The 23,058-nt window shown below is 64.5% G+C and carries 22 protein-coding genes; 13 read left to right on the forward strand and 9 right to left on the reverse strand.

Going from position 1 to position 23,058, the window contains the following annotated elements; translation table 11 throughout:
• Positions 1-79: 79 nt before the first annotated feature.
• The 7 genes from NKJ78_RS22980 (at position 80) to NKJ78_RS23010 (ending at position 8,472) form a co-directional block, all read left to right on the forward strand.
• The gene (locus NKJ78_RS22980) at positions 80-862 is read left to right on the forward strand and encodes an SDR family oxidoreductase (RefSeq protein ID WP_023737573.1); all 783 of its coding nucleotides are present in this window, start codon (positions 80-82) and stop codon (positions 860-862) included.
• On the forward strand, positions 859-2,394 hold the full coding sequence (locus NKJ78_RS22985; RefSeq protein ID WP_352562646.1) for a mannitol dehydrogenase family protein: 1,536 nt from the start codon (positions 859-861) through the stop codon (positions 2,392-2,394). The genes NKJ78_RS22980 and NKJ78_RS22985 overlap by 4 nt, the downstream gene beginning before the upstream one ends.
• Positions 2,395-2,416: 22 nt before the next feature.
• Positions 2,417-3,331, forward strand: coding sequence for a sugar phosphate isomerase/epimerase family protein (locus NKJ78_RS22990; protein ID WP_023737571.1), 915 nt, complete (start codon positions 2,417-2,419; stop codon positions 3,329-3,331).
• 78 nt (positions 3,332-3,409) lie between these two features.
• On the forward strand, positions 3,410-4,444 hold the full coding sequence (locus tag NKJ78_RS22995; protein WP_023683115.1) for an ABC transporter substrate-binding protein: 1,035 nt from the start codon (positions 3,410-3,412) through the stop codon (positions 4,442-4,444).
• A 266-nt stretch (positions 4,445-4,710) separates the two neighbouring features.
• Positions 4,711-6,261 (forward strand): sugar ABC transporter ATP-binding protein, encoded by a 1,551-nt coding sequence (locus tag NKJ78_RS23000; RefSeq protein WP_023737570.1) that lies wholly within the window; start codon positions 4,711-4,713, stop codon positions 6,259-6,261.
• Complete coding sequence (locus NKJ78_RS23005; protein ID WP_023737569.1) at positions 6,258-7,229, forward strand: ABC transporter permease; 972 nt, start codon at positions 6,258-6,260, stop codon at positions 7,227-7,229. The genes NKJ78_RS23000 and NKJ78_RS23005 overlap by 4 nt, the downstream gene beginning before the upstream one ends.
• Positions 7,230-7,491: 262 nt before the next feature.
• Positions 7,492-8,472: an ABC transporter permease gene (locus tag NKJ78_RS23010; protein WP_023737568.1), complete on the forward strand. Its 981-nt coding sequence runs from the start codon at positions 7,492-7,494 to the stop codon at positions 8,470-8,472.
• Positions 8,473-8,567: 95 nt separating this feature from the next.
• Here the strand turns inward: NKJ78_RS23010 and NKJ78_RS23015 are convergent, their stop codons facing one another.
• Positions 8,568-9,008: a lipid-binding SYLF domain-containing protein gene (locus NKJ78_RS23015; protein ID WP_023737567.1), complete on the reverse strand. Its 441-nt coding sequence runs from the start codon at positions 9,006-9,008 to the stop codon at positions 8,568-8,570.
• Between the two features lie 161 nt (positions 9,009-9,169).
• Positions 9,170-10,162, reverse strand: coding sequence for a hypothetical protein (locus NKJ78_RS23020; RefSeq protein WP_023737566.1), 993 nt, complete (start codon positions 10,160-10,162; stop codon positions 9,170-9,172).
• Positions 10,163-10,360: 198 nt separating this feature from the next.
• On the opposite strand from NKJ78_RS23020, the gene NKJ78_RS23025 reads away from it, so the two are divergent.
• Both NKJ78_RS23025 and NKJ78_RS23030 read left to right on the forward strand, forming a co-directional pair.
• Positions 10,361-11,029, forward strand: a complete 669-nt coding sequence (locus NKJ78_RS23025; protein ID WP_031202403.1) for a GNAT family N-acetyltransferase — start codon at positions 10,361-10,363, stop codon at positions 11,027-11,029.
• A gap of 13 nt (positions 11,030-11,042) precedes the next feature.
• Positions 11,043-12,254, forward strand: coding sequence for a cytochrome P450 (locus NKJ78_RS23030; protein WP_023737565.1), 1,212 nt, complete (start codon positions 11,043-11,045; stop codon positions 12,252-12,254).
• Here NKJ78_RS23030 and NKJ78_RS23035 read toward each other — a convergent pair.
• The 4 genes from NKJ78_RS23035 to NKJ78_RS23050 form a co-directional block, all read right to left on the reverse strand.
• On the reverse strand, positions 12,220-13,152 hold the full coding sequence (locus tag NKJ78_RS23035) for a glycosyltransferase family protein (RefSeq protein WP_023698638.1): 933 nt from the start codon (positions 13,150-13,152) through the stop codon (positions 12,220-12,222). The genes NKJ78_RS23030 and NKJ78_RS23035 overlap by 35 nt on opposite strands.
• On the reverse strand, positions 13,149-14,024 hold the full coding sequence (locus NKJ78_RS23040) for an alpha-1,2-fucosyltransferase (RefSeq protein WP_023698639.1): 876 nt from the start codon (positions 14,022-14,024) through the stop codon (positions 13,149-13,151). Before NKJ78_RS23040 ends, NKJ78_RS23035 begins: the two co-directional genes overlap by 4 nt.
• Positions 14,025-14,127: 103 nt before the next feature.
• Positions 14,128-14,487, reverse strand: a complete 360-nt coding sequence (locus NKJ78_RS23045) for a hypothetical protein (protein ID WP_023737563.1) — start codon at positions 14,485-14,487, stop codon at positions 14,128-14,130.
• An 88-nt stretch (positions 14,488-14,575) separates the two neighbouring features.
• A complete protein-coding gene (locus NKJ78_RS23050; RefSeq protein ID WP_023737562.1) occupies positions 14,576-15,724 on the reverse strand; it encodes an amidohydrolase in 1,149 nt (382 codons plus the stop codon).
• Positions 15,725-16,001: 277 nt separating this feature from the next.
• Between NKJ78_RS23050 and NKJ78_RS23055 the strand changes: the two genes are divergently transcribed.
• The 3 genes from NKJ78_RS23055 to NKJ78_RS23065 all read left to right on the forward strand — a co-directional run bounded on the left by NKJ78_RS23055 (position 16,002) and on the right by NKJ78_RS23065 (position 17,658).
• On the forward strand, positions 16,002-16,997 hold the full coding sequence (locus NKJ78_RS23055; RefSeq protein WP_023737560.1) for a GlxA family transcriptional regulator: 996 nt from the start codon (positions 16,002-16,004) through the stop codon (positions 16,995-16,997).
• 68 nt (positions 16,998-17,065) lie between these two features.
• The gene (locus NKJ78_RS23060; RefSeq protein ID WP_023669694.1) at positions 17,066-17,347 is read left to right on the forward strand and encodes a type II toxin-antitoxin system ParD family antitoxin; all 282 of its coding nucleotides are present in this window, start codon (positions 17,066-17,068) and stop codon (positions 17,345-17,347) included.
• Positions 17,344-17,658 carry a type II toxin-antitoxin system RelE/ParE family toxin gene (locus NKJ78_RS23065; protein ID WP_023669695.1) on the forward strand — a complete coding sequence of 105 codons (315 nt, stop codon included), beginning with the start codon at positions 17,344-17,346 and terminating at the stop codon, positions 17,656-17,658. Before NKJ78_RS23060 ends, NKJ78_RS23065 begins: the two co-directional genes overlap by 4 nt.
• On the opposite strand, the gene NKJ78_RS23070 is transcribed toward NKJ78_RS23065, so the two are convergent.
• Genes NKJ78_RS23070 through eglC form a run of 3 tightly spaced genes read right to left on the reverse strand, consistent with a single transcriptional unit; the run spans position 17,645 to position 22,153 of the window.
• Positions 17,645-18,964: an HlyD family type I secretion periplasmic adaptor subunit gene (locus NKJ78_RS23070; RefSeq protein ID WP_352460756.1), complete on the reverse strand. Its 1,320-nt coding sequence runs from the start codon at positions 18,962-18,964 to the stop codon at positions 17,645-17,647. The genes NKJ78_RS23065 and NKJ78_RS23070 overlap by 14 nt on opposite strands.
• Before the next feature lie 3 nt (positions 18,965-18,967).
• Complete coding sequence (locus NKJ78_RS23075) at positions 18,968-20,728, reverse strand: type I secretion system permease/ATPase (RefSeq protein ID WP_023737557.1); 1,761 nt, start codon at positions 20,726-20,728, stop codon at positions 18,968-18,970.
• Entirely contained in the window at positions 20,729-22,153 is a 1,425-nt protein-coding gene (gene eglC / locus NKJ78_RS23080; RefSeq protein ID WP_023737556.1) for an endo-1,3-1,4-beta-glycanase EglC, read from the reverse strand.
• 416 nt (positions 22,154-22,569) lie between these two features.
• On the opposite strand from eglC, the gene NKJ78_RS23085 reads away from it, so the two are divergent.
• Positions 22,570-23,013, forward strand: a complete 444-nt coding sequence (locus NKJ78_RS23085; protein WP_023683102.1) for an SRPBCC family protein — start codon at positions 22,570-22,572, stop codon at positions 23,011-23,013.
• Positions 23,014-23,058 lie beyond the last annotated feature (45 nt).

The raw sequence follows: 23,058 nt of genomic DNA on the forward strand, positions 1-23,058 counted from the left end.
GGCGTCACTGGTCCAATTGACTATCGGGAATTGTCGTTCCATATTTCTCAAAATAGAAACTTTATTCCCGGGAGGAGGAATGGAGATCCGGCTTGACGGCAAGGTGGCTCTGGTCACCGGGTCGACGCAAGGCATTGGCCGCGCCATTGCCGAGACGCTGGCGCGTTCCGGTGCCGCCGGGCTGCTGGTCACCGGCCGAGAGAAGACGCGTGGCGAGGCTGTGGCGGCCGAGCTTTCGCAAATGGGCACGCCGACCATCTTCGTCGCCGCCGACCTTGCCGATCCTGACGCCCCCACCCTTCTGGCGCAAGCCTGCATCGAGCGCTTCGGCCGCATCGATGCGCTGGTCAACGCCGCCGGCCTGACCGATCGCGCCTCCTTCCTCGACGCCAGCCTCGACGACTGGGCGGCACTGTTTGCCGTCAACACGCGCGCGCCGTTCTTCCTGATGCAGGCGGCGATTGCCGACATGAAGCAGCGCGGACAGGGCGGCGCCATTCTCAACATCCTGTCGATCAACGCCCATTGCGGTTCGCCGGAACTCGCCGTCTATTCCGCCACCAAGGGCGCGCTGGCGACGCTGACCAGGAACGCCGCCAACGCCCACCGTTTCGATCGCATCCGCGTCAACGGCATCAATGTCGGCTGGACCGACACGCCGGCCGAACGCATCATGCAGGCGGAGACATTGGGCAACGGCCCTGGCTGGCTCGACAAGGCCAATGCCGCGCAGCCTTTCGGCCGGCTGCTGACGCCGGACGACATCGCCAGCCTCGCCGTCTTCCTGCTCTCCGATGCCGCCGGACCGATGACCGGCGCGGTCATCGACCAGGAACAGGCGGTGATCGGGGCGAACCGGTGAGCGCTTCCACCGAAACGCTTGGGCCGGCGCTGCTCGACCGCTTGCCGGCCTCGGTCCAGACACCGTCCTATGACCGTACGCTCCTCTCGCCCGGCATGGCGCATCTCGGCGTCGGCGCCTTCCACCGCTGCCATCAGGCCGAATACACCGACGATCTCATCTCGCTGCGCTTCGACCGCTGGGGCATCGTCGGCATCAACATCCGTCCGCCCAGCCTTGCCGACACGCTGGGACGGCAGGGCGGGCTGTACACAAGGCTGATCCGCGAGAACAGCCACATCGAGGCGCGCGTCATCGGCAGCATCGTCCGGGTGGTCGACAGCCAGGAGAGTGCGGCACTGGCGCTCGGCGTGCTGATCTCACCCGATATCGAGTTGGTGACGATGACAGTGACGGAAAAAGGCTATTGCCACGTCCCGTCCAGCGGCGAACTCGACCTTGGCCATCCTGATATCGTCCACGACCTCGCCAACCCCGAGAAGCCGCGCAGCGTCCCCGGCCTGTTGGTGCGGGCGCTGGAGCAGCGCAGGGCCACACATGAGCGACCCATAACGTTTCTCTCCTGTGACAACATTCCGACCAACGGTACTATCCTGAACAATGTCGTGCGGACGTTTGCCGAACGGCGGAGCAAAGGGCTGGCCCGCTGGATAGAGGCCAATGTCGCGTTCCCCGCGGCCATGGTCGACCGCATCGCGCCGGCGGTGACGCAGGATGACCTCGACAGTGTCGAACAATGGTTCGGCTACCACGATGCCGCCGTCGCTGTCGGTGAGCCGTTCCGGCAATGGGTGATCGAGGAAAAATTCGCCGGCCGCATGCCGCGCTGGGATCTGGTCGGCGCCACCTTTGTCGACGACGTCACGCCGTTTGAGCATCTCAAGATGCGGGTGCTGAATGGCGCCCAGACGGCACTCGCCACGCTCGGCGTTCTGGCTGGTCTCGAGCACACATCGGATGCCATGGCCGACCCGCTGCTGTCGGACTTCATCAGGCGCATGCTGGTCGAAGAGACTGTGCCGACGCTGATGCCGGTGCCGGGCATCCTGCCGCTTGCCTATGTCGAGCAGAGTCTTGCCCGGCTGAAGAACACCGCGATCCGCCACCGCAACCACCAGATTGCCACCGACGGTTCGCAGAAGATCGTCCAGCGCCTGCTCAACCCGATCCGCGACCGGCTGAGACAGAGCGCCAGCGCTGGCCTGCTGTCGGTGCCGGTCGCCGGCTGGATGGCCTATCTGATCCAGGCCTCGGAACGTTTCGGCAGACGCTGGCCGGTGTCGGATCCCTATGCCGGCAAGGTCGCCGCGATCGCCGATGCGACCGGTCACGATGCCAGCGCGCTGGTGTCCGCCATCCTTGCCATCGACGGGATATTCGACCCCGGCCTTGCCGCCGACGATACGTTCCGCGCGGCCGTCACATCGGCGCTGGGCGACCTGCTGTCGGACGATCCGATGGCGGCTGTCCGGCACAGTCTTGAACAAGATGAGGTCGCGAGGTTGAAGCGATCCAAACAATCGGCATTATAGTCGTCGGGGTCTAGGAGGCAGAATGAAACTAGGAGTGCTAACAGCACCTTTTGCGGAGACGCCGCTTGGCGAGGTCGCCGGCTGGGCAAGCTCGGTTGGCTTCGAGGCGCTGGAAATCGCCTGCTGGCCGAAAACCTCCGGCGCGACGCGACGCTATGCCGGCACCAGTCATATCGACGCCGCCTCCACCTCGCCTGCGCAGGCCAAGGAGATTGCCGCATCGCTGGCAGAGAAGAAACTCACGGTCTCTGGCCTCGGCTACTATCCCAACCCGTTGCATCCGGACCCTGCCCATCGCGAGGCCGTCATCGGGCATCTGAAGAAGGTCATCGTGCTGGCCGCCAATATGGGCGTGCCGGTGGTCAACACCTTCTGCGGCGGCGATGCCTCGAAGACCGTGGACGTCAACTGGCAGGACGCGCTGAAAGTCTGGCCCGAGACCGTCGCCTATGCGCGCGGCCACGGGGTAAAACTCGCCTTCGAGAACTGCCCGATGATCTTCAGTTATGACGAGTGGCCGGGCGGGCACAACATCGCCTATTCGCCCTACATCTGGCGGCGCATCCTCGAGGCCTGGGGCGGCGAGGTCGGCATGAATTTCGACCCCTCGCATCTGGTCTGGCAGATGATCGACCAGGGCCGCTTCATCAAGGAGTTCGGCCCCTACATGCTGCATGTCCACGCCAAGGATTTGATGATCGATCATGATGGTTTGTATGAGCGCGGGATTCTTTCCGCCGGGATAGGCTGGCAGGTGCCGCGCATGCCGGGATTGGGCGATGTCGACTGGAGCGGCTTCTTCTCCGGCCTCTACCGCGCCGGCTATGACGGCTCGGTCATCATCGAACATGAGGACAGGCGGTTTGAAGGCAACGACGATGCGGTGAAGCGGGGCTTCCTGCTCGCCCGCGACGTGCTGCGCCCCTTCGTCAAATGACGAGGTGAATGACTTGGTCCGATCCTGCCGAAGGGTCTGACCCTGAGACGAAAAACAACAATGTGGAGGAGTACTGACATGAAGAAAATACTGACCATGGTCCCGTTGCTTGCGGGCGCTGCCTTGCTGGCATCGATGGGCGTGTCGTCGGCCGAAGCCAAATATACGATCGGCATTTCCAACACCGTGCAGGGCAATGGCTGGCGCGAGGAAATGGTCTGCGCCATGAAGGCGCAGGCGCTGGCTTCGGGCGAAGTGACGAAGCTCAACATCGCCCACCGCAACACCGATGCCGCCGGCCAGCTCGAAGACATCCGCAATCTGATCAGCGCCAAGGTCGACGCCATCGTCGTCAACCCCGCTGATCCCGCGGGCATCAAGGCGGGCCTGGAAGAAGCCACCAAGGCCGGCATCGTCGTCGTTGCCGTCGACCAGGCGGTGACCGAACCGTCGGCCTACATCATCTCCAACAACCAGGAACAGTATGCCTATCTCGGCGCCAAATGGCTGTTCCAGCAGATGGGCGGCAAGGGCGAAGTGTTCTACATGCGCGGCGCCGCCGGCGCCTCGGCCGATAGCGATCGCGACAAAGGCTTCAAGAAGGCGCTGGCCGAAAACCCCGGCGTGAAGGTGGCGCAGGAAGTCTTCACCGGCTGGCAGCAGGATCAGGCCAAGCAGCAGATGCTGTCGTTCCTGGCCACCGGCACGCCGTTCAACGGCGTGTGGACGTCGGGCATCGACAACGTCATCGTCGACGCGCTGGTCGAATCGCAGGCGCCGCTGGTGCCGGTGGTCGGCGCCGACAATGCCGGCTTCGTCGGCCAGCTGAGCTCGGTGAAAGGTCTCGTCGGTGCAGCCGTCACCAACCCCGGCTCGATCGGCGGCGCGGGCGTGACGCTGGCGCTGCAGATCCTCGACGGCAAGAAGCCGGCGCAGCAGACCGTGCTGGTCGACCCGCAGCTGTGGGACAACGCCACCGACGAAGGCAAGGCCAAGCTGAAGGCAGCCGCCGACCCGTCGCTCAGCCCGGAATGGCCGGTCTCGATCTCGATCCCGGAGTGGACGACCTACACGAAGGACCAGATCGTGGCCTGCAAGGGGCCGGGGGAGTAAGCCTGGTTTGAATGAACTGGCGAGGACGGCGAACGGCCGTCCTCGTCACACAGACTAGCGCTCTACGGCGCCCCCTCTGTCCTGCCGGACATCTCCCCCACAGGTGGGGAGATTGGCTGTCATCTCGGCTTTCGCAAATTTTCTACGTCGCAAGACGAGGGGCGGCGCCGGAACTGCCAATCTCCCCCCAAGTGGGGGAGATGTCCGGCAGGACAGAGGGGGGCGCCGTAGAGTGCCAGCAAGAGAATTTCTGAGCGGACATCGATTTGACCACCAGCCCCCTCCTCGACGCCACCGGCGTCGCCAAGAACTACGGCGCGGTTGCAGCGCTTCGCAACGCGTCGCTCTCCGTGCTGCCTGGCGAGGTCCACGCGCTGATGGGCGCCAACGGCGCCGGCAAGTCGACGCTGGTGAAGATCCTGACCGGCGCCATTCCGGCGAACTCCGGCCGCATCCTGATCCGTGGCGAAGCGCGCGACATTCGCTCGCCCGCCGCCGCGCGCCGCGCCGGGCTGCTGCCGGTCTACCAGGAGCCGTCGCTAATCCCCGATCTCGACGTTCTCTCCAATCTCAGGCTCACCGGCACGCCGGTCGAGCCGTTCCGCGCCTGGGTGCGCGAGCTCGGCATCACCGACCTCGATCTGCGCGACACCGCGCGCGACATTCCGCTGGCCGTGCTGCGCGTGCTCGACCTGGCGCGGGCGCTCGCCGTCGAGCCGGACGTGCTGCTGCTCGACGAGATGACGGCGGCCCTGCCCGCCAACCTCGCCGAAAAAGTGCTGGAAGTGGTGCGCCGCCAGGGCGATGCCGGTCGCGCCGTGATCTTCATCTCGCACCGCTTCGTCGAAATCTCCGCACTGTGCGACCGCGCCACCGTGCTGCGCGACGGCGAGACCGTCGGTGTCGTCGACATCGTGCCGGGCGTGGAAGAAAAGATCGTCGAGCTGATGCTCGGCACCCGCATCGTCAAAACCCATGTCGCGGCCCGCAGCGCTGCCGAGAAGGCCGCGCCCGCGACCACCCGGCCGCGCATTTCGGTGCGAAACCTGCGCGTCGGCGCCAAGCTCAGCGATGTCTCCTTCGATCTCGCCGACGGCGAAGTCGCCGGCGTCGTCGCGCTCGAAGGCCAGGGCCAGGACGAGTTGTTCGCCGCCCTTGCCGGCTCGATCCGGCCCTCCGGCGGCACGATCGAAGTCGATGGCCAGCCGGTGAAATTCTCGCATCCGATCGACGCCATCCGCGCCGGCATTGCCTATGTGCCGGGGGACCGCTCGGAAGCGCTCGCCATGCAGCGCTCGGTGCGCGAAAACATCGCGCTGCCTTTCAGCGCTGCCTTGCGCAACTGGGGTCCGATCAACATGCGCCGCGAACGCGCGACCGTGCTCAGCGCCATCGAGCGGCTGCAGATCGACACCCGCGCCCAGGGCGAAGTGCAGCGCCTGTCCGGGGGCAATCAGCAGAAGGTGACCATCGCCCGCTGGATCGCGGCGGATGCCCGCACCATCCTGTGCTTCGACCCGACGCGCGGCATCGATGTCGGCACCAAGCAGGAGATCTACAAGCTGCTGCGCGAACTCGCCGGCAACGGCAAGTCGGTGCTGTTCTACACCTCGGAGCTGGAGGAGGTGCAGCGCGTCTGCGACCGCGTCATCGTCATCTTCGGCGGCCGCATGGTCGACATTTTTCCGGTCGAGGAGGCCGACGAGCCGGCGCTGATGCGCGCCGCCTACGGCCTGCCGCGCGGCGCCAAGGCCGATATCGGCATATTGGCTGATCCGACCGCGAACACTTCGGCTTCGCCGGAGGCCGCGCCATGAGCCATTTCCTGCGCCGCCAAGCCTGGGTCGTCGGCCTGTTCGCCCTGCTCATCGTCCTGTTCATCGCCACCAGGATCATCCAGCCGGCCTATGGCAGCAATGATTTCGGCTCGCTCGCCCGAGCCGTTCTGCCCTATGCCTTCGCAGTCGCCGCGCAGACCGTCGTCGTCATCGCCGGCGGCATTGACCTGTCGGTCGCCGCCATGATGGCGCTGACCAGCGTCACCGCGGCGTCGATGATGAATGGCGCGAGCGAGGAATACGCGCTGTTCGTGGTGCCCTTCGTGCTGGCCATGGGTTTCGTGCTCGGCGCACTCAACGGCCTGCTCATCGTCGTCACCCGCGTGCCCGACATTGTCGTGACGCTGGCCATGCTGTTCGTGCTGCAGGGTGCAGCCCTGCTGGTACTCGACGCGCCGGGCGGCGGCATCGCCGAATGGCTGAAGGCGCTGATCTCTGGCACCGTACCGATCCCCGGCCTGCCCGACGCCATAGACGCCTGGCTGCCCAAGGCGCTGCTGGTGCTGATCGTGTGCCTCTGCGTCATCTGGATACCACTGAGGCGCTCGCGCCTCGGCCTCTCCATCTACTCCATCGGCTCTAGCGAACTGGCGGCGTTCCGCTCCGGCGTGCCGGTCAAGCGCACTCGCATCATCGCCTATGCGCTGTCCGGCCTGTTCGCCGCCTTTGGCGGCCTGGCGCTGACCATGAGCACCGGCATCGGCGCCCCCATCCCCGGCCCCTATCTGCTCGCCAGCGTCGCCGCCGTGGTGCTGGGCGGCGTCGCGCTCGGCGGCGGCAAGGGCGGCCTGCTCGGCCCGATCGTCGCCGTCTTCGTGTTGCGCCTGGTGCGCACGGATTTGACGCTGCTTGCCATCGACCCGAATGTCACCGCCATCATCGAGGGGCTGATCATGGTGGCGGTGGTGATGTTCGGCGCGTTTATCACGATGCGGGGGCGGCAATGATGGGAGGGCTGTCGCAGAGAGACGTCGGCGTTCCTTCGCGCCCCCCTCTGTCCTGCCGGACATCTCCCCCACAAGGGGGGAGATTGGATGTCGCGACGACCTTCGCCAATCTCCAACCTTGCAAGAATGAGCGAGGCGCTGAAGCTGCCAATCTCCCCACAAGTGGGGGAGATGGCCGGCAGGCCAGAGGGGGGCGCCGTAGAGCACTGTCCTCGCCAACTTGCCGCACCTTGCAAACCTCATCGCGAGCAAGAGCCGCCCCATGAGCACCACCGCCATCACCCCGGTCCCCTTCGCCCGCCGCATAAAGCGCTTCATGGCCGATCGCCCGCTCATCCCGCTGATCGTCCTGCTCGCCATCCTGGTTATAATCCTGCAGATCCTGCGCCCCGGCATCGTCAACGAGCGCTGGATCGCCAACACTATTAAATTCGCCATACCGCTGGCGATCCTGGCGGGATGCCAGACCATGACCATGCTGACCGGCGGCATCGACCTGTCGGTCGGCACGGTGGCGACGATGAGCGCCTTCATCATGGCCACGCAAGTGGTCAACCAGGACCCGGCGGTGGCGTTCCTCCTGGCGATGATGCCGGCGGTGCTGATCGGCCTCGTCAATGGCATTGGCGTCGGCGTCTTCCGCGTCCACCCGCTGATCATGACGCTGGGCACCAGCCTGATCGGCACCGGCTGCCTGCAGGTCTACCAGCGCACGGTGATCGCGTCGGGCGCAAAAATCCCCGACTTCCTGGCTTGGCTCGGCACCGGCGTGACATGGGGCTTCCCCAACGCGCTGCTGCTGTTCGTGCCGCTCGCCGCCCTCATCGTCTTCACGCTCGCCCGCACCGGCTTCGGCCGCCTGCTCTACGCCGTCGGCGACAATGAGCGCGCGACCCGCCTGTCGGGCGTGCAATACTGGCAGGTCATCACCGCGCTCTACGTCACCTCCAGCGTGCTCGCCGGCATCACCGGCCTGCTCTATATCGGCCTGATCAAGGCCCCCTCGCTGTCGCTCGCCGAACCGCTGGTGCTGCCCTCGGTCGCCGCCGCCGTCATCGGCGGCACCTCTATCTTCGGCGGCCGCGGCGGCTACACCGGCAGCATCATCGGCGCCCTGATCCTGACCGTGCTGACAACACTGCTGACCATCCTGCAGATGCCGGAGGGGGCACGGCGGATCTTGTTCGGGCTGATCGTGCTGTTCGTGACGGCGGCGTATCTGCGGATTGTGGAGGAGAGGTAGGGGGCCGAGGCCAGCGCCAGCCGAGACGGAGTGGGGACCGCCCTACGCGATTGCCATCATCCTGGACGACCTTGCCCACCCAGACGCAACGCCCCTTACTTCAACGAAATCGCCAACCCGCTCAAATCCGCATTCACCTGCAGCCCCACCTGCCGGCCCGTAAGCTCGAGCGTGGCGCCCTTGTCATTGGTCATGACGATCACCTGCGCCCCCTTGCCGAGCGCGCCGCCACCGCCGGCCGCGCCATAAACCCCGGTCGCATCCCGCACCCTGCGGATGTGCCGCACGGTGCCCTTGAAGTAGGTCTTGGAAACGCCGAAAGCGAAGCCGCCCGAAACGCCGCCGATCGTGATGGGATAGGAGCGGCCGTGGAAGGTCAGCGTCCCCTCGCCGCCGGAACCGCCGACGAAGAAGGCCGCCTTGTAGACGGCAAAGCGGATCGTGCCGCTATCGGCATGCGCGGCGCTGGCAGCGCTGACAGCAACGGTGGCTATTGCCGCAACCGCGAGCGAACGAAAGCTGGATGAGATGGTCATGATGGGGAGCTCCTCAAGTGCGCCGCTTGCCCAACCGGCAGGCGGCGTCGGCGTCGTAACCAACTTGAACAATCTAGCCCGTGATTTGGTTCCAGGCAGGCTGTGACAAGATCCGACGAAACGTGACGTGGTGTACTTTCGGGTTGCGGAGGAGGCGGCGGCTATTTCCTCTTCCTGAGCACTTTTCGCAGCGTTAACTTCAACCGCCTCATCTGGTAATGGCGCCGCAACTTGGCCAGCGCCGACCGGTGGGCGGTGTCGATTGCAGCCAGCGAGTCCGCCTCGGCTGCCTGCGGCAGCGCGAGCAGCGCGTCGGCCTGAAGATCGGCAAAGGGCTTGGGGTCATAGATGGCGAACGGCGTCGGCGGGTCGCTGAGCACGGTGGGGTTGCTGTTGATCTCGAACACTACAAGCCTGCCGTCCACGAAAGTGTAGTCGATGCGGCCATACTGCATGCGGGCTTTTTCGAAGACCTGCATGACCGCATTGGCGTCAGGATTCGTATCGACATAGGTCCTGATTTCTTCGATATGCGCCTGCAGCAATTGCTCGGGCGAATTCTTGACGAACCACGATTTCGACATGGCGCAATGCTGGCCGTAGATCGTATCGCCGACCCGAAACGCCGCGTACTTCCTGAAATAACCGTCCATTCCGGGGGTGCCGATCATCTCCACCACCATCGGCCGCACCAGATCGCTACCGTCCAGCCGGGCGATCGCGGCGTCCAGCGCCGGCCGGTCGTGCAGCAGCGGCGGCTCCCTGTAGAGTGCGCCCGTCTCGTCGCGGATGAAAACGGGATAGCGTATCGCCTCTTCCAGCTCGTCCGGCCTGAACACACGAAAAGCGTTGCTGCCGTCGGCATGAAGCAGGCGCAGCAGGTCGAAGCGCTGCAGGCTGGCGGTCGGGTGATTGAGCTGCGTCAGGCCGGTGTTGTCAGCCAGTTCGGCGCTGATGCCGGCCGCGCGGCTCAATTCGTCCGATGTCAGCCGGTCCATGTCGGACCAGATGACCACCCCGGCGCGAACGCCGCGCAGCAGCCCGGCATCCTCGTAGCGCACCAGCCGGAACCACGCCTCCAGGTCAGTCCGGTGATACAGAAGCACCACCGCCTGCGTGTAGGCGTGCTCCCGGTGCGCGACGTAAAATATCATGCGTTTCCGTTGTCCGTATGTAATTGCAAAGGGGAACCATGATAATTAGACAGGCTTGTGAAAGCCGTGAAATGGTTCTCGATCCGGCATGCGTCAAACAGGAGATAGAACAGGTTGACGTTTCCGTGAAGCTGCAAACCGCATTGGCAAGAAACTGCCATGCGCCATCAACGCGTTAGAAGTCGAGGCAGCCGACACATGAATTTAGACGATGTTGCGATACCCATCCGCCGGTTAGACCTGGAAGACATCCCTTTGCTGATGGAGCTTGAGGCTGCCGCCTGGGCCGCACCGCTGCAGGCGAGCGAAACGACCATCCGCCACCGGCTGGCACTCGGACACACCATGTTCGGCGCGATCGATGGCGATCTGCTTGCTGGCACCATCTGCTTTACCGAGACCAGCCAGGATCCGCTGGTGCGCGCCGATTTCCCCAGGAATTTTGATGCCTATGCATCGCTGCCGCGCAGCGAGCCGGTTTACGCACTTTACGCCTACAATCTCTGCGTCCGGCCGAGCCATCGCGGCTCCAACACGGCGGTGCGGCTCTTGAAGGAGATGGAGAGCCACGGCCGCCGCCTGGGCGCCAGCTGGCTGATCGGCGATGGCCGCTGCTCGTCCTATGCCGGCTCCTCGGGCGAAGAGTATGATCATGTCAAGGCCGATGCGCGGTTCCGCGCCACCATCGACCGCTGGAACCAGACCGGCACAAGACCGCCGCTGGAAGAGATCATCCGCGATCCGCTGCTGCGCATGCACTACCGCGTCTACGGATGCGAGTTCCTCTACGTCATGCCGGACTTCTTCCCGCAGGACGCCACGTCAGGCGGCTTCAGGGTCATTTCAGCCAAGAATCTCAAGGCATGAGATTCGAGCCGTCATGACAGCTCCGCATTTCGATCCGTTCGCGCTCGGCGACGACCCGTTTCCGCATTTCGCCCGCATGCGCGCCGCCGGCGGCATTGCGCGCGGCGTCGCGCCCTATCCCGAGCTGGCCGACGCGCATTATGTGTTCAGCCATGAGCTGGTGTCGGGCGCGCTGAAGCATCCCGCTCTTCTTCAGGCGCCGCCGGGTACATATGAAGAGGTCCGCCGCAAGCTCGTCGACCATGCGCCCATGGCTCTGCTCAGCCGCTCGGTGCTGCTCGCCGATCCGCCTCAGCATGGCGCCTTGCGCCGGCCGGTCGCTGGCTTTTTCTCACGGCCGGCCATCGAAGCTCTGACGCAAGGTCTTCGCGCGCTGAGCCACGAGCTGGTCGAGCGTGCGCTGGCGGATGGCCGCGTCGACGCCGTCGCCGGGCTCGCCGTGCCGGTGTCCTTCTGGCTGCTGCAGGAAATCCTCGGCATCGAGATCGAGGACCCTTGGGCGTTGAAATCGGTGACCCGCCGCATGGCCAGCGCATTCGACCTGCGAAGAGCGCAGCCGCCGGCAGCAAGCGCCGAGGCCTATCGCGAATGCCAGGCTTTTGTCGAGGAGCGGCTGGCTCGACAGGCCTACCGGCCGGACGGAATGGTTGCCGGCATGGTGCGGGAGGTTGCGCAAGGCCGCTGGTCGCGCGGGGACATGGTGGCCAACATCGTCTTCATGCTGTTTGCCGGACAGGAGACTGTCGTCGACGCTCTCGGCAACGCAATTGTTGCGCTGGATCGCTTTCCCGAACAGCGCGCGCTGCTCGAGCGCGGCGCTGTCGACTGGAGCAGCGCGGCGGCCGAACTGCTGCGCTATGGCGCCTCGGTGCAATACGCCGTCGCCCGCATCGCGGCGCAGGACATCGACCTCGGCGACGTCAGGATTGCGGCTGGCGAAGCGGTCGTGCCGGTGCTCGGCAGCGGCAATCGCGACGATGCCGTCTTCGCCGATGGCGACCGGCTGGACCTCACGCGCCCGCCAGCCATGTCGATGACCTTCGGCACCGGCCTGCATGTCTGCCTCGGGCAACATGTCGCCCGTATCGAGATCGCGGCGATGATAGAAGCCCTGTTCACCCGTGCGCCCGGATGGCGGCTCGATGCCGCAAATGCCGAGCGCCGCGCCACGATGTCGTTTCACGGCATGGCTACCGCGCCGCTGATCCTCGACCCCGCTGCGTGAAAAGCGGCCGCGTCTGGGCGATGACCGCCGGGTCGAGCGACCTGACGATTTCCGAAACCTTTGCCCGCAAGGCGCCCACCGTCGCATCGTCGAGCGGATCGAGAATATCGTTCTGATCTCTCGATACCCGGTACTCGTCCAGCGACGGCGCCTCGCTCGACGGCGTGAAGCCGCCGCCGCGGGCATGCTTGTCGGCCAGTTCCTGCCTCGATTTCACGGCATAGTGGCGGATCCAGCCGATCTTCCATTCCATCGGCATGGCCGCCGGGTGCTTGTCGAGCGTCATGCCGTCGACCAGCGTCCTGCGCAGCGAGATGCGGAAACCGTGCGGGTGCGGCATGAACTGCCCGGGATCCCGCAGCGCCTTGCGCAGCACCGAGGACACGCGGGCAAACGACTTCTTCCAGCGCGCGGTCGGGGCGTCATGCGTGCCGCGCCTTTGAAACCGCACCGTCACCAGTTCGTCGTCATAGGCCTCTTTGCCGTCGCTGCCGAAATTCACCCAGCGAAAGGCGACGCTGCGCACGCCCGGGCGGCTCAAAAGCGAGCGGACCAGTTCCGCTCCGCTCCAGGGCGGCCCGTCGAGCGGCTCGAGGAACTCGTCGGCGTCCATGAAGCCCAGATAGCGATAGCCGTGGAGCAATGCCTGCCAGTAAAGATAGGAATAGGCCCGCCGCTGCGGCAGCACCGTGTCGTGCCGCCAGTCGACGAGCCGGATCCAGCCGGCATCGCGCAACGCCTGGAGCACCGCCGACTGCGGGCCGGCGCTGCAGTTGTCGGCGATCATCAGGTCGAAGCCATGCAGCTTGTGCCAGGCGACCCACTCGATCACATAGGGCTGCTCCAGCTTCATGATCGCGCAGATCACCGGCCTGTTGACGGAAAACGGAATTCTCATCGCAACGCTTTCCCCGCGCCACCCGCTGCTGCTTGAGGCTCGACCTGCCGGAACGGGATCGCATCGCCATAAAATGCCGCAAGCTGCTCCGAAGAGCCCGTCCAGTCGCCCATGTCGAACTGGTGGAACCGATAGCGTGGGTCGTCAAGGGGCAGCAGGTCGATATCCGGCCTGATGCACCGGTCGAATATGCCGGCCACCGGCAGATGGATCGTCCGCGCCGAAGACAACCAACCGGCCAGCCAGGAGAAGCTGCTCACCCCCGTGACGAGATGGCTCGCCCGGCGCAGCGTCTCGAAATCGGTCAATGGCGACGCCTTCGGCGCGAAGACAGCATCGGGAAAACGCTGACGCAGGCGCCGGCAATAATCGTTGTCCTCATGGGTCTGGCCGACGAAGACCGGCTTGCGGCCGCTATCCTTGATGAGCGTCTCGAAGAAGCCGAATGGCATCGGGCAATAGTTGCGGTGGAAGCCGTCGAGGATGTCGCCGGCCCGCACATGGATGACGAGGAAATCGTCGCCATGGGTCGGCGCGGCGACGGCACGCCCGTCGAAAAGCCCGGAGACCTCGTCCCGGTCATAATAACCCAGCCGCTGCGCAAAGCCCTTGAAGCGGATGCTCCGCGCCCGCCTGTCGCGGAACGCGGCTATGATCCCGTCGAGGTCGTAGCGGTGATAGCCGTCGACCCGAAGCAGCCGGTATTTCCACAACAAAGGCGGCCGCACCCTGGCAATGGACCATTCCGGCAGGTCGGCGTCGCAGACATAGCCACCGGGGATACGCTTCGCCAGCACATGGCAAAACATGTACTGGAACATCTTGTTCGCCATGCCGCCAAACGGCTGCATCACGATGGGCACTTGCCGCATTGGACCCCTTTCGCCAAAGACGGTCATTGTTACCCGAGCTGCGCGGGCCGGTCGACTGGCCTCTGGCCAAGGGCGCATCATGATCGCCGCCGTCAAGCCACCCTCAGGGATAATGCGTCGGCTTTGGCGCGTAGATCTTTGGATCGAAGTCCAGATCCCTCGGCAAGGGCAGGCTTGAGCACTGCAAATGCACCTCGCGTGCGAGCAGCCGGCGCCGCTTCTGCTCATGCTCCTTGATGGCCGCAACGAGCCCCATGCTGTAAGGCCCAAGCACGACGCCGGCGGCCCATCCTGGATGCTCCTTCTCGCGTTGGTCGTAATTCAAGGCATCCGTGCGGGCCTGCTGGCATTCCGGCGTTGCCCATTTCGGGTCTTGGGTCGAGAGCGAGGCTCCATACTGGACCGGAGACGATACGCACCCTGCCACTGTCGCAGTCAACGCGACGACCGTTGCAATTCTCATCCGCAAGCCCCTCCTAATGTAGGACGCGACTACAAGACGATTCCAGCGGGAAAAAGGCAGCTTCAGGATGCGGATTTTGCAGGGCCGCTCACCCCAGCAGGTTGCGCGCCGTGCGCATGAAGATTTTCGAACCGATCGGGATCAGATCGTCGGGAAAATCATAATCGGGGTTGTGCAGCGAAGGATGGCGCTCGCCGGCGCCGAGAAAGAACATGGCTGAGCTCGCCTTGTGGCCGAAAATGCCGAAATCTTCCGAGGCGCGCATCGGCAGGGCCTCTTCGCTGCGCGCGACACCTTCCTCGTCGAGCGCGCGGTTGAGATGTTCCACCGCGTCCGGCGCATTGACGCTGGCGACGAAGATTTCGTGATAGTCGCAGCGCACGGAAAGGTGGTGCTCGCCCGCGATCCTGGCGGCCAGGGCTTCCGCAGCTGCGACCAACTCCGCCATGCGCTCGTCGCGCCTTGTGCGCAGCGTCGCCCAAACTTCGGCGTAGCCGGGCGCAATGCCGAACACGGCCTCGCCCATGGTCGCATGGGTGACGGTCACCATGCTGAAATCGTCATCGGCGAAAGTGCCGCGCCCGAGTGCCGGAAGCGCCGGCATCAGCTGGCTGATCGCCGGCATCGGCGACACGCCGGTTTCGGGCATGGAGGAATGCGCGGTCTTGCCCTCCAGCACGATGCGGATGCCGCGCGAGGCGCAGTTGACGACGCCGGGCTTGAGCCGCACCTCGCCGAACGGCACGCCCGGCAGATTGTGCAGCGAGAAGGCAAAATCCGGCGCGATCTCGCCAAAGCGTGGATCGGCGACGACGCCGGCCGCACCATTGCCGGTCTCCTCCGCCGGCTGGAACATCAAGACGACGCGGCCGCGCGCCGGCCGTTCTCGTCCGAGCTGGCGGCCGAGTGCGGCCAGGATCGCGGTGTGGCCGTCATGGCCGCACATATGCGATTTTCCCGGCACCTGCGAGGCATGCTCGACGCCCGAAAGCTCCTCGATCGGCAGCGCATCGATCTCCGAGCGGAACAGCACCGTCGGCCCCGCCTGGCCGCTGTCATAGACCGCCGCCACGCCATGACCGCCAAGGCCGGTCAGCACCTTGTCCGGCCCTGTATCGGCGAGGAAGCCGACGACTTCCTTGGCGGTCTTTTCCTCTTCGTTGGAGATTTCCGGCTGCTGGTGCAGCTTGCGGCGCCATGCCGTCAGCTCGATGATATCGCGATTGGTGAGGGTCATGGTTGGGCTCCGCTTTGGTGCTGCAGGTTACACAAACACGATAGGGTTTTTCTCACGCCGTGCCATACTGATCAATTCCGCTGGTCCATCTGCCTGTCTTGTGTGAGCGTAGATGACGACATCCCATGACCACCACACAACCCAGAGAATTTCCAGCTCCGCACTGAGGCCGTCGATCTCATCTCCGACATCCGGTGGCTTCTCCTGAAAAGCGCCGCGTGCTCGCCTGTGCGACATCTTTGCTTCCATCCACCCGAAGGAACGTTTCGGAGCAACAATGGCCAGGCGGTTTGCGTTTCTCTTGGTTCGCGACTTCACGCTGTCGCCGCTGTCGCTGTTCATCGACACGCTGCGGCTGGCCGGCGATGAAGGCGACCGCAGCCGCCGGATCGAGTTCGACTGGGAGATCGTCGGCGAGCGTGGCCTGCCGATCCGGGCGAGTTGCGGTGTCGAGTTGCTGCCGACCAAGGCGATCGGCAATCCGCAGGAGTTCGACAATGTCGTCGTGGTCGGTGGCCTGCTCGACACCAACCGCAGCCTCAGCTCCGAAAAGGAGGCCTTCCTGTTGCGGGCGGCCGAAAAGGGCGTGCCGCTGACGGCACTCTGCACCGGCAGCTTCGTGCTCGCGCGCTACGGTCTGCTCGATAGCTACAGTGCTGCCGTCAGCTGGTTTCACATCAAGGATTTCCGCAGCCAATTCCCTGATGTGAACGCCCATGCCGACAGCCTGTTTTCCGTCGATAGGGGCCGCTCGACCTGCGCCGGAGGCACGGGTGCGGCCGACCTTGCCGGCCATTTCGTGTCGCAGTTCATCGGCCGCAAGGCTGCGGAAAAAGCCGCCAAGATCCTCGTGCTCGACCGCATCCGCTCGAGCCTGGATGTGCAGCCAGTCGGCGATCTCTTTCCGGCCGCGTCGAGCCGAGCGGTGAAACGGGCGCTGCTTCTGATGGAAAGCAATCTCCAGGAGACGCTGTCGGTCGCCGAGATCGCGGGCCGGTTGCATTTATCCCGGCGCCAGCTTGAGCGGCTGTTCGGCGCCGAGCTCGGCATCGGCCCGATGGCCGCCTATCTTGCGCTGCGCGTACATCAGGCCAAGTCGCTGCTGGAGGGGAGCGACTTGGCAATCGGCGACATCGCCTACCGCTGCGGTTTTCCCAATGCCGGCCATTTCAGCCGTGTCTTCCGCCAGCAGACCGGCATCACGCCGACCCATCTCAGGCATCCGAACCGAATGTCCGGTGTCTTTGCCGACGGCAAGGGGAGCGGTCCCTAAGCCTATATTGGGGCGTGCGATCTCGCCGCTGGTATGATAATATCATACCAACCTGATAGGAGGGATCCATGTCCGCCACCGAAAAACGCACCTTCAGCCTGCCGGCCGAGCAGGCTGCTTTCATCGACCAGCTCGTTCGGTCCGGCACATACGCGACCAGCAGTGAAGTGATCCGCGCCGGTCTTCGCGCATTGCAGGAACGCGACGCCGCTGTGGAGCGCTGGCTGCGTGAGGAGGTCGCGCCGACCTATGATAGGTGGAAGGCAGACCCCTCCCAGGCCATCCCGGCCGACAAGTCTTTTGACAGCATTCGCGCACATCACGCAGCTCGCCTCAAGGGGAACGTGTGAAGCGCCGGCATGTTGTCCTCTTGCCGGAAGCCCAGACGGACCTGTTATGGATATACGATACGGTCGCTCACGCATCCGGCAACCTCACCGCCCTTCGCTACATCGAGCGGATCGAGCGATTTTGCCTGGGTCTCGACTATGCCTCGGAACGCGGAACCCTAAGGGATGATGTGCGGCCGGGGCTTCGCATCGTTGGCTTCGAGCGCCGCCTGACTGTGGCCTTCACCGTAGAAGGCGACCAGGTGGTGATTCTCAGGGTGTTCTACGGCGGCGTCAACTGGGAGGACGAGTTGGCGCCTATCGCTCCGTGAACGCCCGCGCGAACGAGTCCAGCATCGGCCGCGCCAGATATTCGAGGAAGGTTCGGTCGCCGGTGCTGATAAACGCCTCGACCGGCGTTCCCGGGTAAAGCTGCTCGGCTTTCACGCCCTGCGGCAGCGTGTCGGTGATCTTCAGCCTGGCGCGGAAATACGCCTCATGCGTGGTTTCATCGATCAGCCTGTCGGCGGAAATTTGCGTCACCGTAGCCGGGACCTCAGGGGTGAGGCGCGCGTTCAGGGCGGACAGCCTGAGCTTCGCCGGCTGGCCGACGCGAACCAGGTCCACGTCCTTCGGCCGCAGCTTCGCGTCGACGATGAGGCCCGACGCGGTGGGCAGGATCTCCATGATCTTCTGCCCCGGCGCAATCACGCTGCCTTTGGAGTTGTAGATCGAGGATACCACGATGCCGGTTGCCGGCGCCTTGATCGTCGTGCGCCCCAGCACCGCCTCGGCTGCGGTGATCTGTTCGCCGATGTCGGCCAGGCTGGTGCGAACCTCGTCGAGCTTGGTCAGCGCGTCCTCGACGCGCTGCGTGGTCGCGCGCTCGACCTGCGCCTGGGCTTCGACGATCTGCGTCTTGGTCGCTGCGATATCCGCCTCCAGCGCGCCGGCTTGGCCGACCAGATCGGCCTCGCTGCGCAGAAGCTGCGAATATTCGCTGCGGTTGGTGAGACCCTTGTCGAGCAGGCCGGTCTTGATGCCGAGTTCCTTCTTCACGATCTCGGCCTGTTGCTGGATGGCGAGTTTCTGCGCCTCCAGTCCCACCGCCGACTCACGATGCATGGCGACGCGCTGCGCCAGGATCGACTGCTCGGAGCGGAACCGGGCGAGCCTGGCCTCGAACTCCTTCTGCTGTTCGTGCACCAGATTGTCGAAATCGCGCTGGAACGGCGCGGGTGCTGCTTCGGCGATCGGCGCCAGCCTGTCCGATCCGTCGCGCTCGGCCTCAAGTCGCGCGGCACTTGCCCTGAGCGCGATCGTCTGTCTGGTCAGCCGGTTGAGGTCGGTCTCGGCCGCCCTGCGGTCGAGCAGGACCAGCGGTTCGCCTTGTTGCACGCGGTCGCCTTCATGCACCAGCAATTGCTCGATGATGCCGCCCTCGGGGTGCTGGATGAGGATGTTGCCGCCCGTCGCCGAGATCGTGCCGGAGGTGATCACCGCGCCGGAGAGCGGCGCGTTCGCCGCCCAATAGCCGAAGCAGCCGACGAAGAGCGCTATGGCCACGTAGCCGACGACGGCCATGCGGCGGAAGTCGGTGCGCGGTCGACCTTCGAAGGCGAGGCTCTGCTGCATCATCGTCTATGACCCGAAGCGGACGCTGTGCGGGCGCACGGTCGGCACGAACGAGCCTGTCACCACCGAGCTCCCGGCCTTGCCGGCCGCCGGTTGCCTCAGCACCTCGCTCGCAGGGCCGAAAGCTTCGACCATGCCGTTGCGCAGGACTATGACGCGGTCGCAGGCCGCGGCGATCGAAGGGCGATGCGTGATGACGACTGTCGTGACGCTTACACTTCGCGCGGCCGAAAGCATCCCTTCGAGCGCCGCCTCCCCACTGCCGTCGAGATGGGCGTTGGGCTCGTCCAGCACCAGCATGCGTGGCTTGCCGTAGAAGGCGCGCGCCAGCCCTATCCGCTGGCGCTCGCCGCCCGACAGCACGGTATGCGACGGGCCTATCATGGTCTGATAGCCGTCGCGCAGCGTGAGAATCAGCTCATGCGCCTCGGCGCGCCTGGCCGCTTCGACGATCGCGGCGTCATCGGCGTCGGGTTCGAAGCGGGCGACATTTTGCGCGATCGATCCCGGGAAAAGCTCCACCTCCTGCGCGAGATAGCCGATATGCCTGCCAAGCTGGGTTTCGTCCCAGCTCCTCAGGTCGGCGCCGTCGACCCTGACCGCGCCGCCGGTCGGCTGCAGCGCGCCCACAAGCAATTTCGCCAGCGTCGATTTGCCGGCCCCGCTCGGGCCGACGATCGCCACCGCTTCGCCGGCGCCGATGGCAAAATTCAACCGCTTGAGGATGGGCTCAGTGCCGAAAGCCGCAGTCGGCGCGATGAAGAACAGATCCTGCACCGAAATCGCGCCCAATGGATCGGGCAGTGCGAGCTTGCGCCCCTGCGCTGGTTGCGCCGCAAGGGCGGTGTCCAGCCGCTTCCAGCATCGCCTGGCGTCGACGATCTGCCGCCAGGATCCGATCAGCTGGTCGAGCGGCTGCAGCGCGCGCGACGACACCAGCGACGAAGCGAAGATCATGCCGGCGGTCATCTGCCCTTGCAGCACCAGCCACGCGCCGGCGCCGAGGATCGCCAGTTGCAGCATCATGCGCAGCGCCCGCGACGTCGCGCTGAAGATCGCATTGGCGCTTCCGGAACGGTCATGCAGGGTCAGCGCCTCAGCAACGTGCTGTCCCCAGACCGCGGCGGCATTTTGCACCATGCCCATGGCGCGCAGCGTGTCGGTGTTGCGGGCGAAGGCCTGCTCCGCCTGGCTGGCCACCGCCGAGCGTTCCGCCGACATGGCATCGTTCCTGCCGATGGCAAGCTGGTTGGCCACGACCAAGAGAAACAGCAGCACGGCGCCGGCGAGCGTCAGCCAGAACAGGACGGGATGGATGAAATAGAGCAAGGCCAGGAAGACGGGCGCAAACGGCAGGTCGAACAACACCGCCACGCCGCGCGACCTGATGAAGGCGCAAGTCGTGGCAAGGTCGTTCAGCGGCGACAGCCCGCTGCCGGCATGTCTGGCGCCAAGCGAGGCGGCGAATGTCCGCGCGCCCAGTTTCTGGTCGACGGTGGCCGCAACACGTTGCGCGTAGACGGCGCGGACCGCGTCCAGCAGGCCGAGGAAGGCGAGCGCGACGACCGCCATGACCGAGAGATAAAGCAGCGTCTCGACGCTGGAGGACGGCAACACCCGGTCATAGACCTGCAGCAGATAGAGCGGGATCACCAGGAGCAGGATGTTGATCAGCAACGAAAAGATGCCGATATCGGCGATGCCGCGCAGGAAAACCGGGCGCAGGCCGATGGCCGCATCCCTGAGTGGCGCGCGGTCCCGTGACATCTAGACGGCGTGCTCGGCTGTCGTGCTCAGATGGCTCTGCTGCAAATCGTTCAGCGTATAGGCGTGGATATAGTCGATCTTCATTTGCGCGGGCGTCGCCAGATGGTCGGGCGGCGCGCCGGCTTGACCGCCGACCGCAAGGTCGACCAGCATGTACATGGGCTTGTTCATATCGGACGGCGTCGCCGCTTCCGCGACCTGGACGCCATCATAGGTCCAGACCAGCTTGTCCGGCGTCCACAACAGGCCATAGGTGTGATAGCCGTCGGTGTTGGAGACATTCACCGTCGACCCGACCGTGGTGTGGGTTCCCGTCTCATTTGTGTGCGCGGTCATGAGAAGCGCATTCGGGTTCTGCCCATACATTTCGATCACGTCGAGTTCCGGGGGCCATGAACCGTCTTCGGGCAGAAGCCAGAAGGCCGGCCACGCGCCGGCATTTTCCGGGAGATCGGCCCGCATTTCGAAATAGCCATAGGTCTGCGAGAAGGTGTCGTGCGTCGTCAGTATGCCGGAAGTGTATTCGTAATTGTTGATCAGCGGCTTGATGTCGTCGGGCGCATGCGCCGCGGTTATGGTGAGCACGCCGCTTGCGACGCTGAACGGATGGACCGAGCTGGTCGGCGCATAATTGGCGTCGATATACCATTGCAGCTCGCCGTTCTGGGGCTGCGAGCTGCCGTTCTGCGCCCCCCACCAGAAATTGGAATCCCAGATGCCGCTCTGGCCGTTCCACAGGCTCAGCGTGTTGAAATCGTCGTTGAACGACAGCGTCATGCCCGTCTTGTCGATCGGCAGCTCGAACTGGCCGGGCTGAAACTTGTCGATCGTGGTGTTGTGGAACACCAGCACCTCGCTCGAGCCGAGGTTCAGCTGCACGTTCGATCCCACCTGGACCATATTGGCGTGGACGGCCTCGAACGAGGTGAAGGTATAGCCGTTGAGGCGCACCGTGTCGGTCGCGCCGAAATCGGAGATCAGGTCGCTGCCATTGCCCTTGGTGACGATGAAGGTGTCGGCGCCGGCGCCGCCGATCAGCACGTCATTGCCCTTGCCGCCGTCCAGCGTCTGGCTGCCAGCGCCGCCCGTTATGATGTTGTCCTGAGCATTGCCGAAGGCATAGTGGCCGTCGCCGGTGACGACGAGGTTCTCGAAATTGGCGGGCAGCTTGTAGCTCATCCAGGTATCGATCGTGTCGACGCCCGCGCCGTAGTTCTCGACCGCTTTGTTGATCGTCGAATAGAGATGGTAATAGTCGTCGCCCGCGCCGCCATACATGGTGACCTTGACGTTGGTGTCGCCCCAGAAGGAATCGTTGCCCGAGGTGCCGTAGCGGTAAGACGCGCCTCCAGTCGCCGAGAACCAATGGGTGGAAGCGCCGGTATAGGGAAGTGGAATGCCTTTGGCGTTGAGGACTGTGGTCATTCCGACACTCCTTGCGCGTGCTGCCTTGGTCGTTCGACAACCTTCGAGCGACCATTTCGGATCAACTCTTAAATTGATCCGTCGTTCCAGGGAATCATTCTATAGTACACAAAGGAGATCGTCGCCCACCAGTTTAATAGATAATGCCGAAGGCGTTAAGCTGATCCTAATACAACTTTGTAGGAGAGACTTACAATTTTAATAAATTGTGAGATGCGCGCCGAAAAGTTAGGCAACCTGTCAATGATGCATGCAATTTGACGCGACACGACCGCCTGCCTGAGGCGGCGGTCGAAGTCGCGGGCGGATGGCCGCGGGCAAAGGGCTCAAGAAAATTTGACAGGCTATGTCGGACCGGGTGAGGTTCACCCGTCCTTGGGGCATCGGACAACGAAACCACAGAGGATACCGAAGAGATGCCAAGCACCGTACGTTTGCACCGCGTTCTGACGACCAGCCCGGAGAAGGTCTACCGCGCATTCACAGAAGCCGACGCGCTGGCGAAATGGCTTCCGCCGAACGGCTTCACCTGCACGGTGCACAGCTTCGACGCGAAAGTCGGTGGCGCCTTCAAGATGTCGTTCCGAAACTTCACGACGGGCGGCAGCCATTCCTTCGGCGGCGAATATCTCGAACTCGTTCCCGGCGAGCGCCTGCGCTACACCGACAGGTTCGACGACCCCAATTTGCCCGGCCAGATCGAAGTGACCGTGCTCCTGAAGAAAGTGTCGGTCGGCACCGAACTCGACATCACGCAGGCCGGCATTCCGGACGTTATTCCGGCTGAAGCCTGCTATCTCGGCTGGCAGGAGTCGCTGCGCAATCTGGCAAAGCTCGTCGAACCCGAGATCAATCAGTAGAGCCCATCGGATCGGCGGCGCCGCCCAGCCAGTCCGCGCCGCCGA

Source organism: Mesorhizobium sp. M0037, from assembly GCF_040323635.1.
Lineage (GTDB): Bacteria > Pseudomonadota > Alphaproteobacteria > Rhizobiales > Rhizobiaceae > Mesorhizobium.

What these genes read in the sequence shown, in the direction of transcription:
- NKJ78_RS23070 (WP_352460756.1), bottom strand. Translation starts at nt 18,964, where the DNA reads ATGATGCAGCAGAGCCTCGCCTTCGAAGGTCGACCGCGCACCGACTTC.
- NKJ78_RS23035 (WP_023698638.1), bottom strand. Translation starts at nt 13,152, where the DNA reads ATGAGAATTCCGTTTTCCGTCAACAGGCCGGTGATCTGCGCGATCATG.
- NKJ78_RS23050 (WP_023737562.1), bottom strand. Translation starts at nt 15,724, where the DNA reads ATGACCCTCACCAATCGCGATATCATCGAGCTGACGGCATGGCGCCGC.
- NKJ78_RS22980 (WP_023737573.1), top strand. Translation starts at nt 80, where the DNA reads ATGGAGATCCGGCTTGACGGCAAGGTGGCTCTGGTCACCGGGTCGACG.
- NKJ78_RS23030 (WP_023737565.1), top strand. Translation starts at nt 11,043, where the DNA reads ATGACAGCTCCGCATTTCGATCCGTTCGCGCTCGGCGACGACCCGTTT.
- NKJ78_RS23015 (WP_023737567.1), bottom strand. Translation starts at nt 9,008, where the DNA reads ATGACCATCTCATCCAGCTTTCGTTCGCTCGCGGTTGCGGCAATAGCC.
- eglC (WP_023737556.1), bottom strand. Translation starts at nt 22,153, where the DNA reads ATGACCACAGTCCTCAACGCCAAAGGCATTCCACTTCCCTATACCGGC.
- NKJ78_RS22990 (WP_023737571.1), top strand. Translation starts at nt 2,417, where the DNA reads ATGAAACTAGGAGTGCTAACAGCACCTTTTGCGGAGACGCCGCTTGGC.
- NKJ78_RS23060 (WP_023669694.1), top strand. Translation starts at nt 17,066, where the DNA reads ATGTCCGCCACCGAAAAACGCACCTTCAGCCTGCCGGCCGAGCAGGCT.
- NKJ78_RS23055 (WP_023737560.1), top strand. Translation starts at nt 16,002, where the DNA reads ATGGCCAGGCGGTTTGCGTTTCTCTTGGTTCGCGACTTCACGCTGTCG.
- NKJ78_RS23005 (WP_023737569.1), top strand. Translation starts at nt 6,258, where the DNA reads ATGAGCCATTTCCTGCGCCGCCAAGCCTGGGTCGTCGGCCTGTTCGCC.
- NKJ78_RS23085 (WP_023683102.1), top strand. Translation starts at nt 22,570, where the DNA reads ATGCCAAGCACCGTACGTTTGCACCGCGTTCTGACGACCAGCCCGGAG.
- NKJ78_RS23025 (WP_031202403.1), top strand. Translation starts at nt 10,361, where the DNA reads ATGAATTTAGACGATGTTGCGATACCCATCCGCCGGTTAGACCTGGAA.
- NKJ78_RS23075 (WP_023737557.1), bottom strand. Translation starts at nt 20,728, where the DNA reads ATGTCACGGGACCGCGCGCCACTCAGGGATGCGGCCATCGGCCTGCGC.
- NKJ78_RS23010 (WP_023737568.1), top strand. Translation starts at nt 7,492, where the DNA reads ATGAGCACCACCGCCATCACCCCGGTCCCCTTCGCCCGCCGCATAAAG.
- NKJ78_RS23040 (WP_023698639.1), bottom strand. Translation starts at nt 14,024, where the DNA reads ATGCGGCAAGTGCCCATCGTGATGCAGCCGTTTGGCGGCATGGCGAAC.
- NKJ78_RS23045 (WP_023737563.1), bottom strand. Translation starts at nt 14,487, where the DNA reads ATGAGAATTGCAACGGTCGTCGCGTTGACTGCGACAGTGGCAGGGTGC.
- NKJ78_RS22995 (WP_023683115.1), top strand. Translation starts at nt 3,410, where the DNA reads ATGAAGAAAATACTGACCATGGTCCCGTTGCTTGCGGGCGCTGCCTTG.
- NKJ78_RS23020 (WP_023737566.1), bottom strand. Translation starts at nt 10,162, where the DNA reads ATGATATTTTACGTCGCGCACCGGGAGCACGCCTACACGCAGGCGGTG.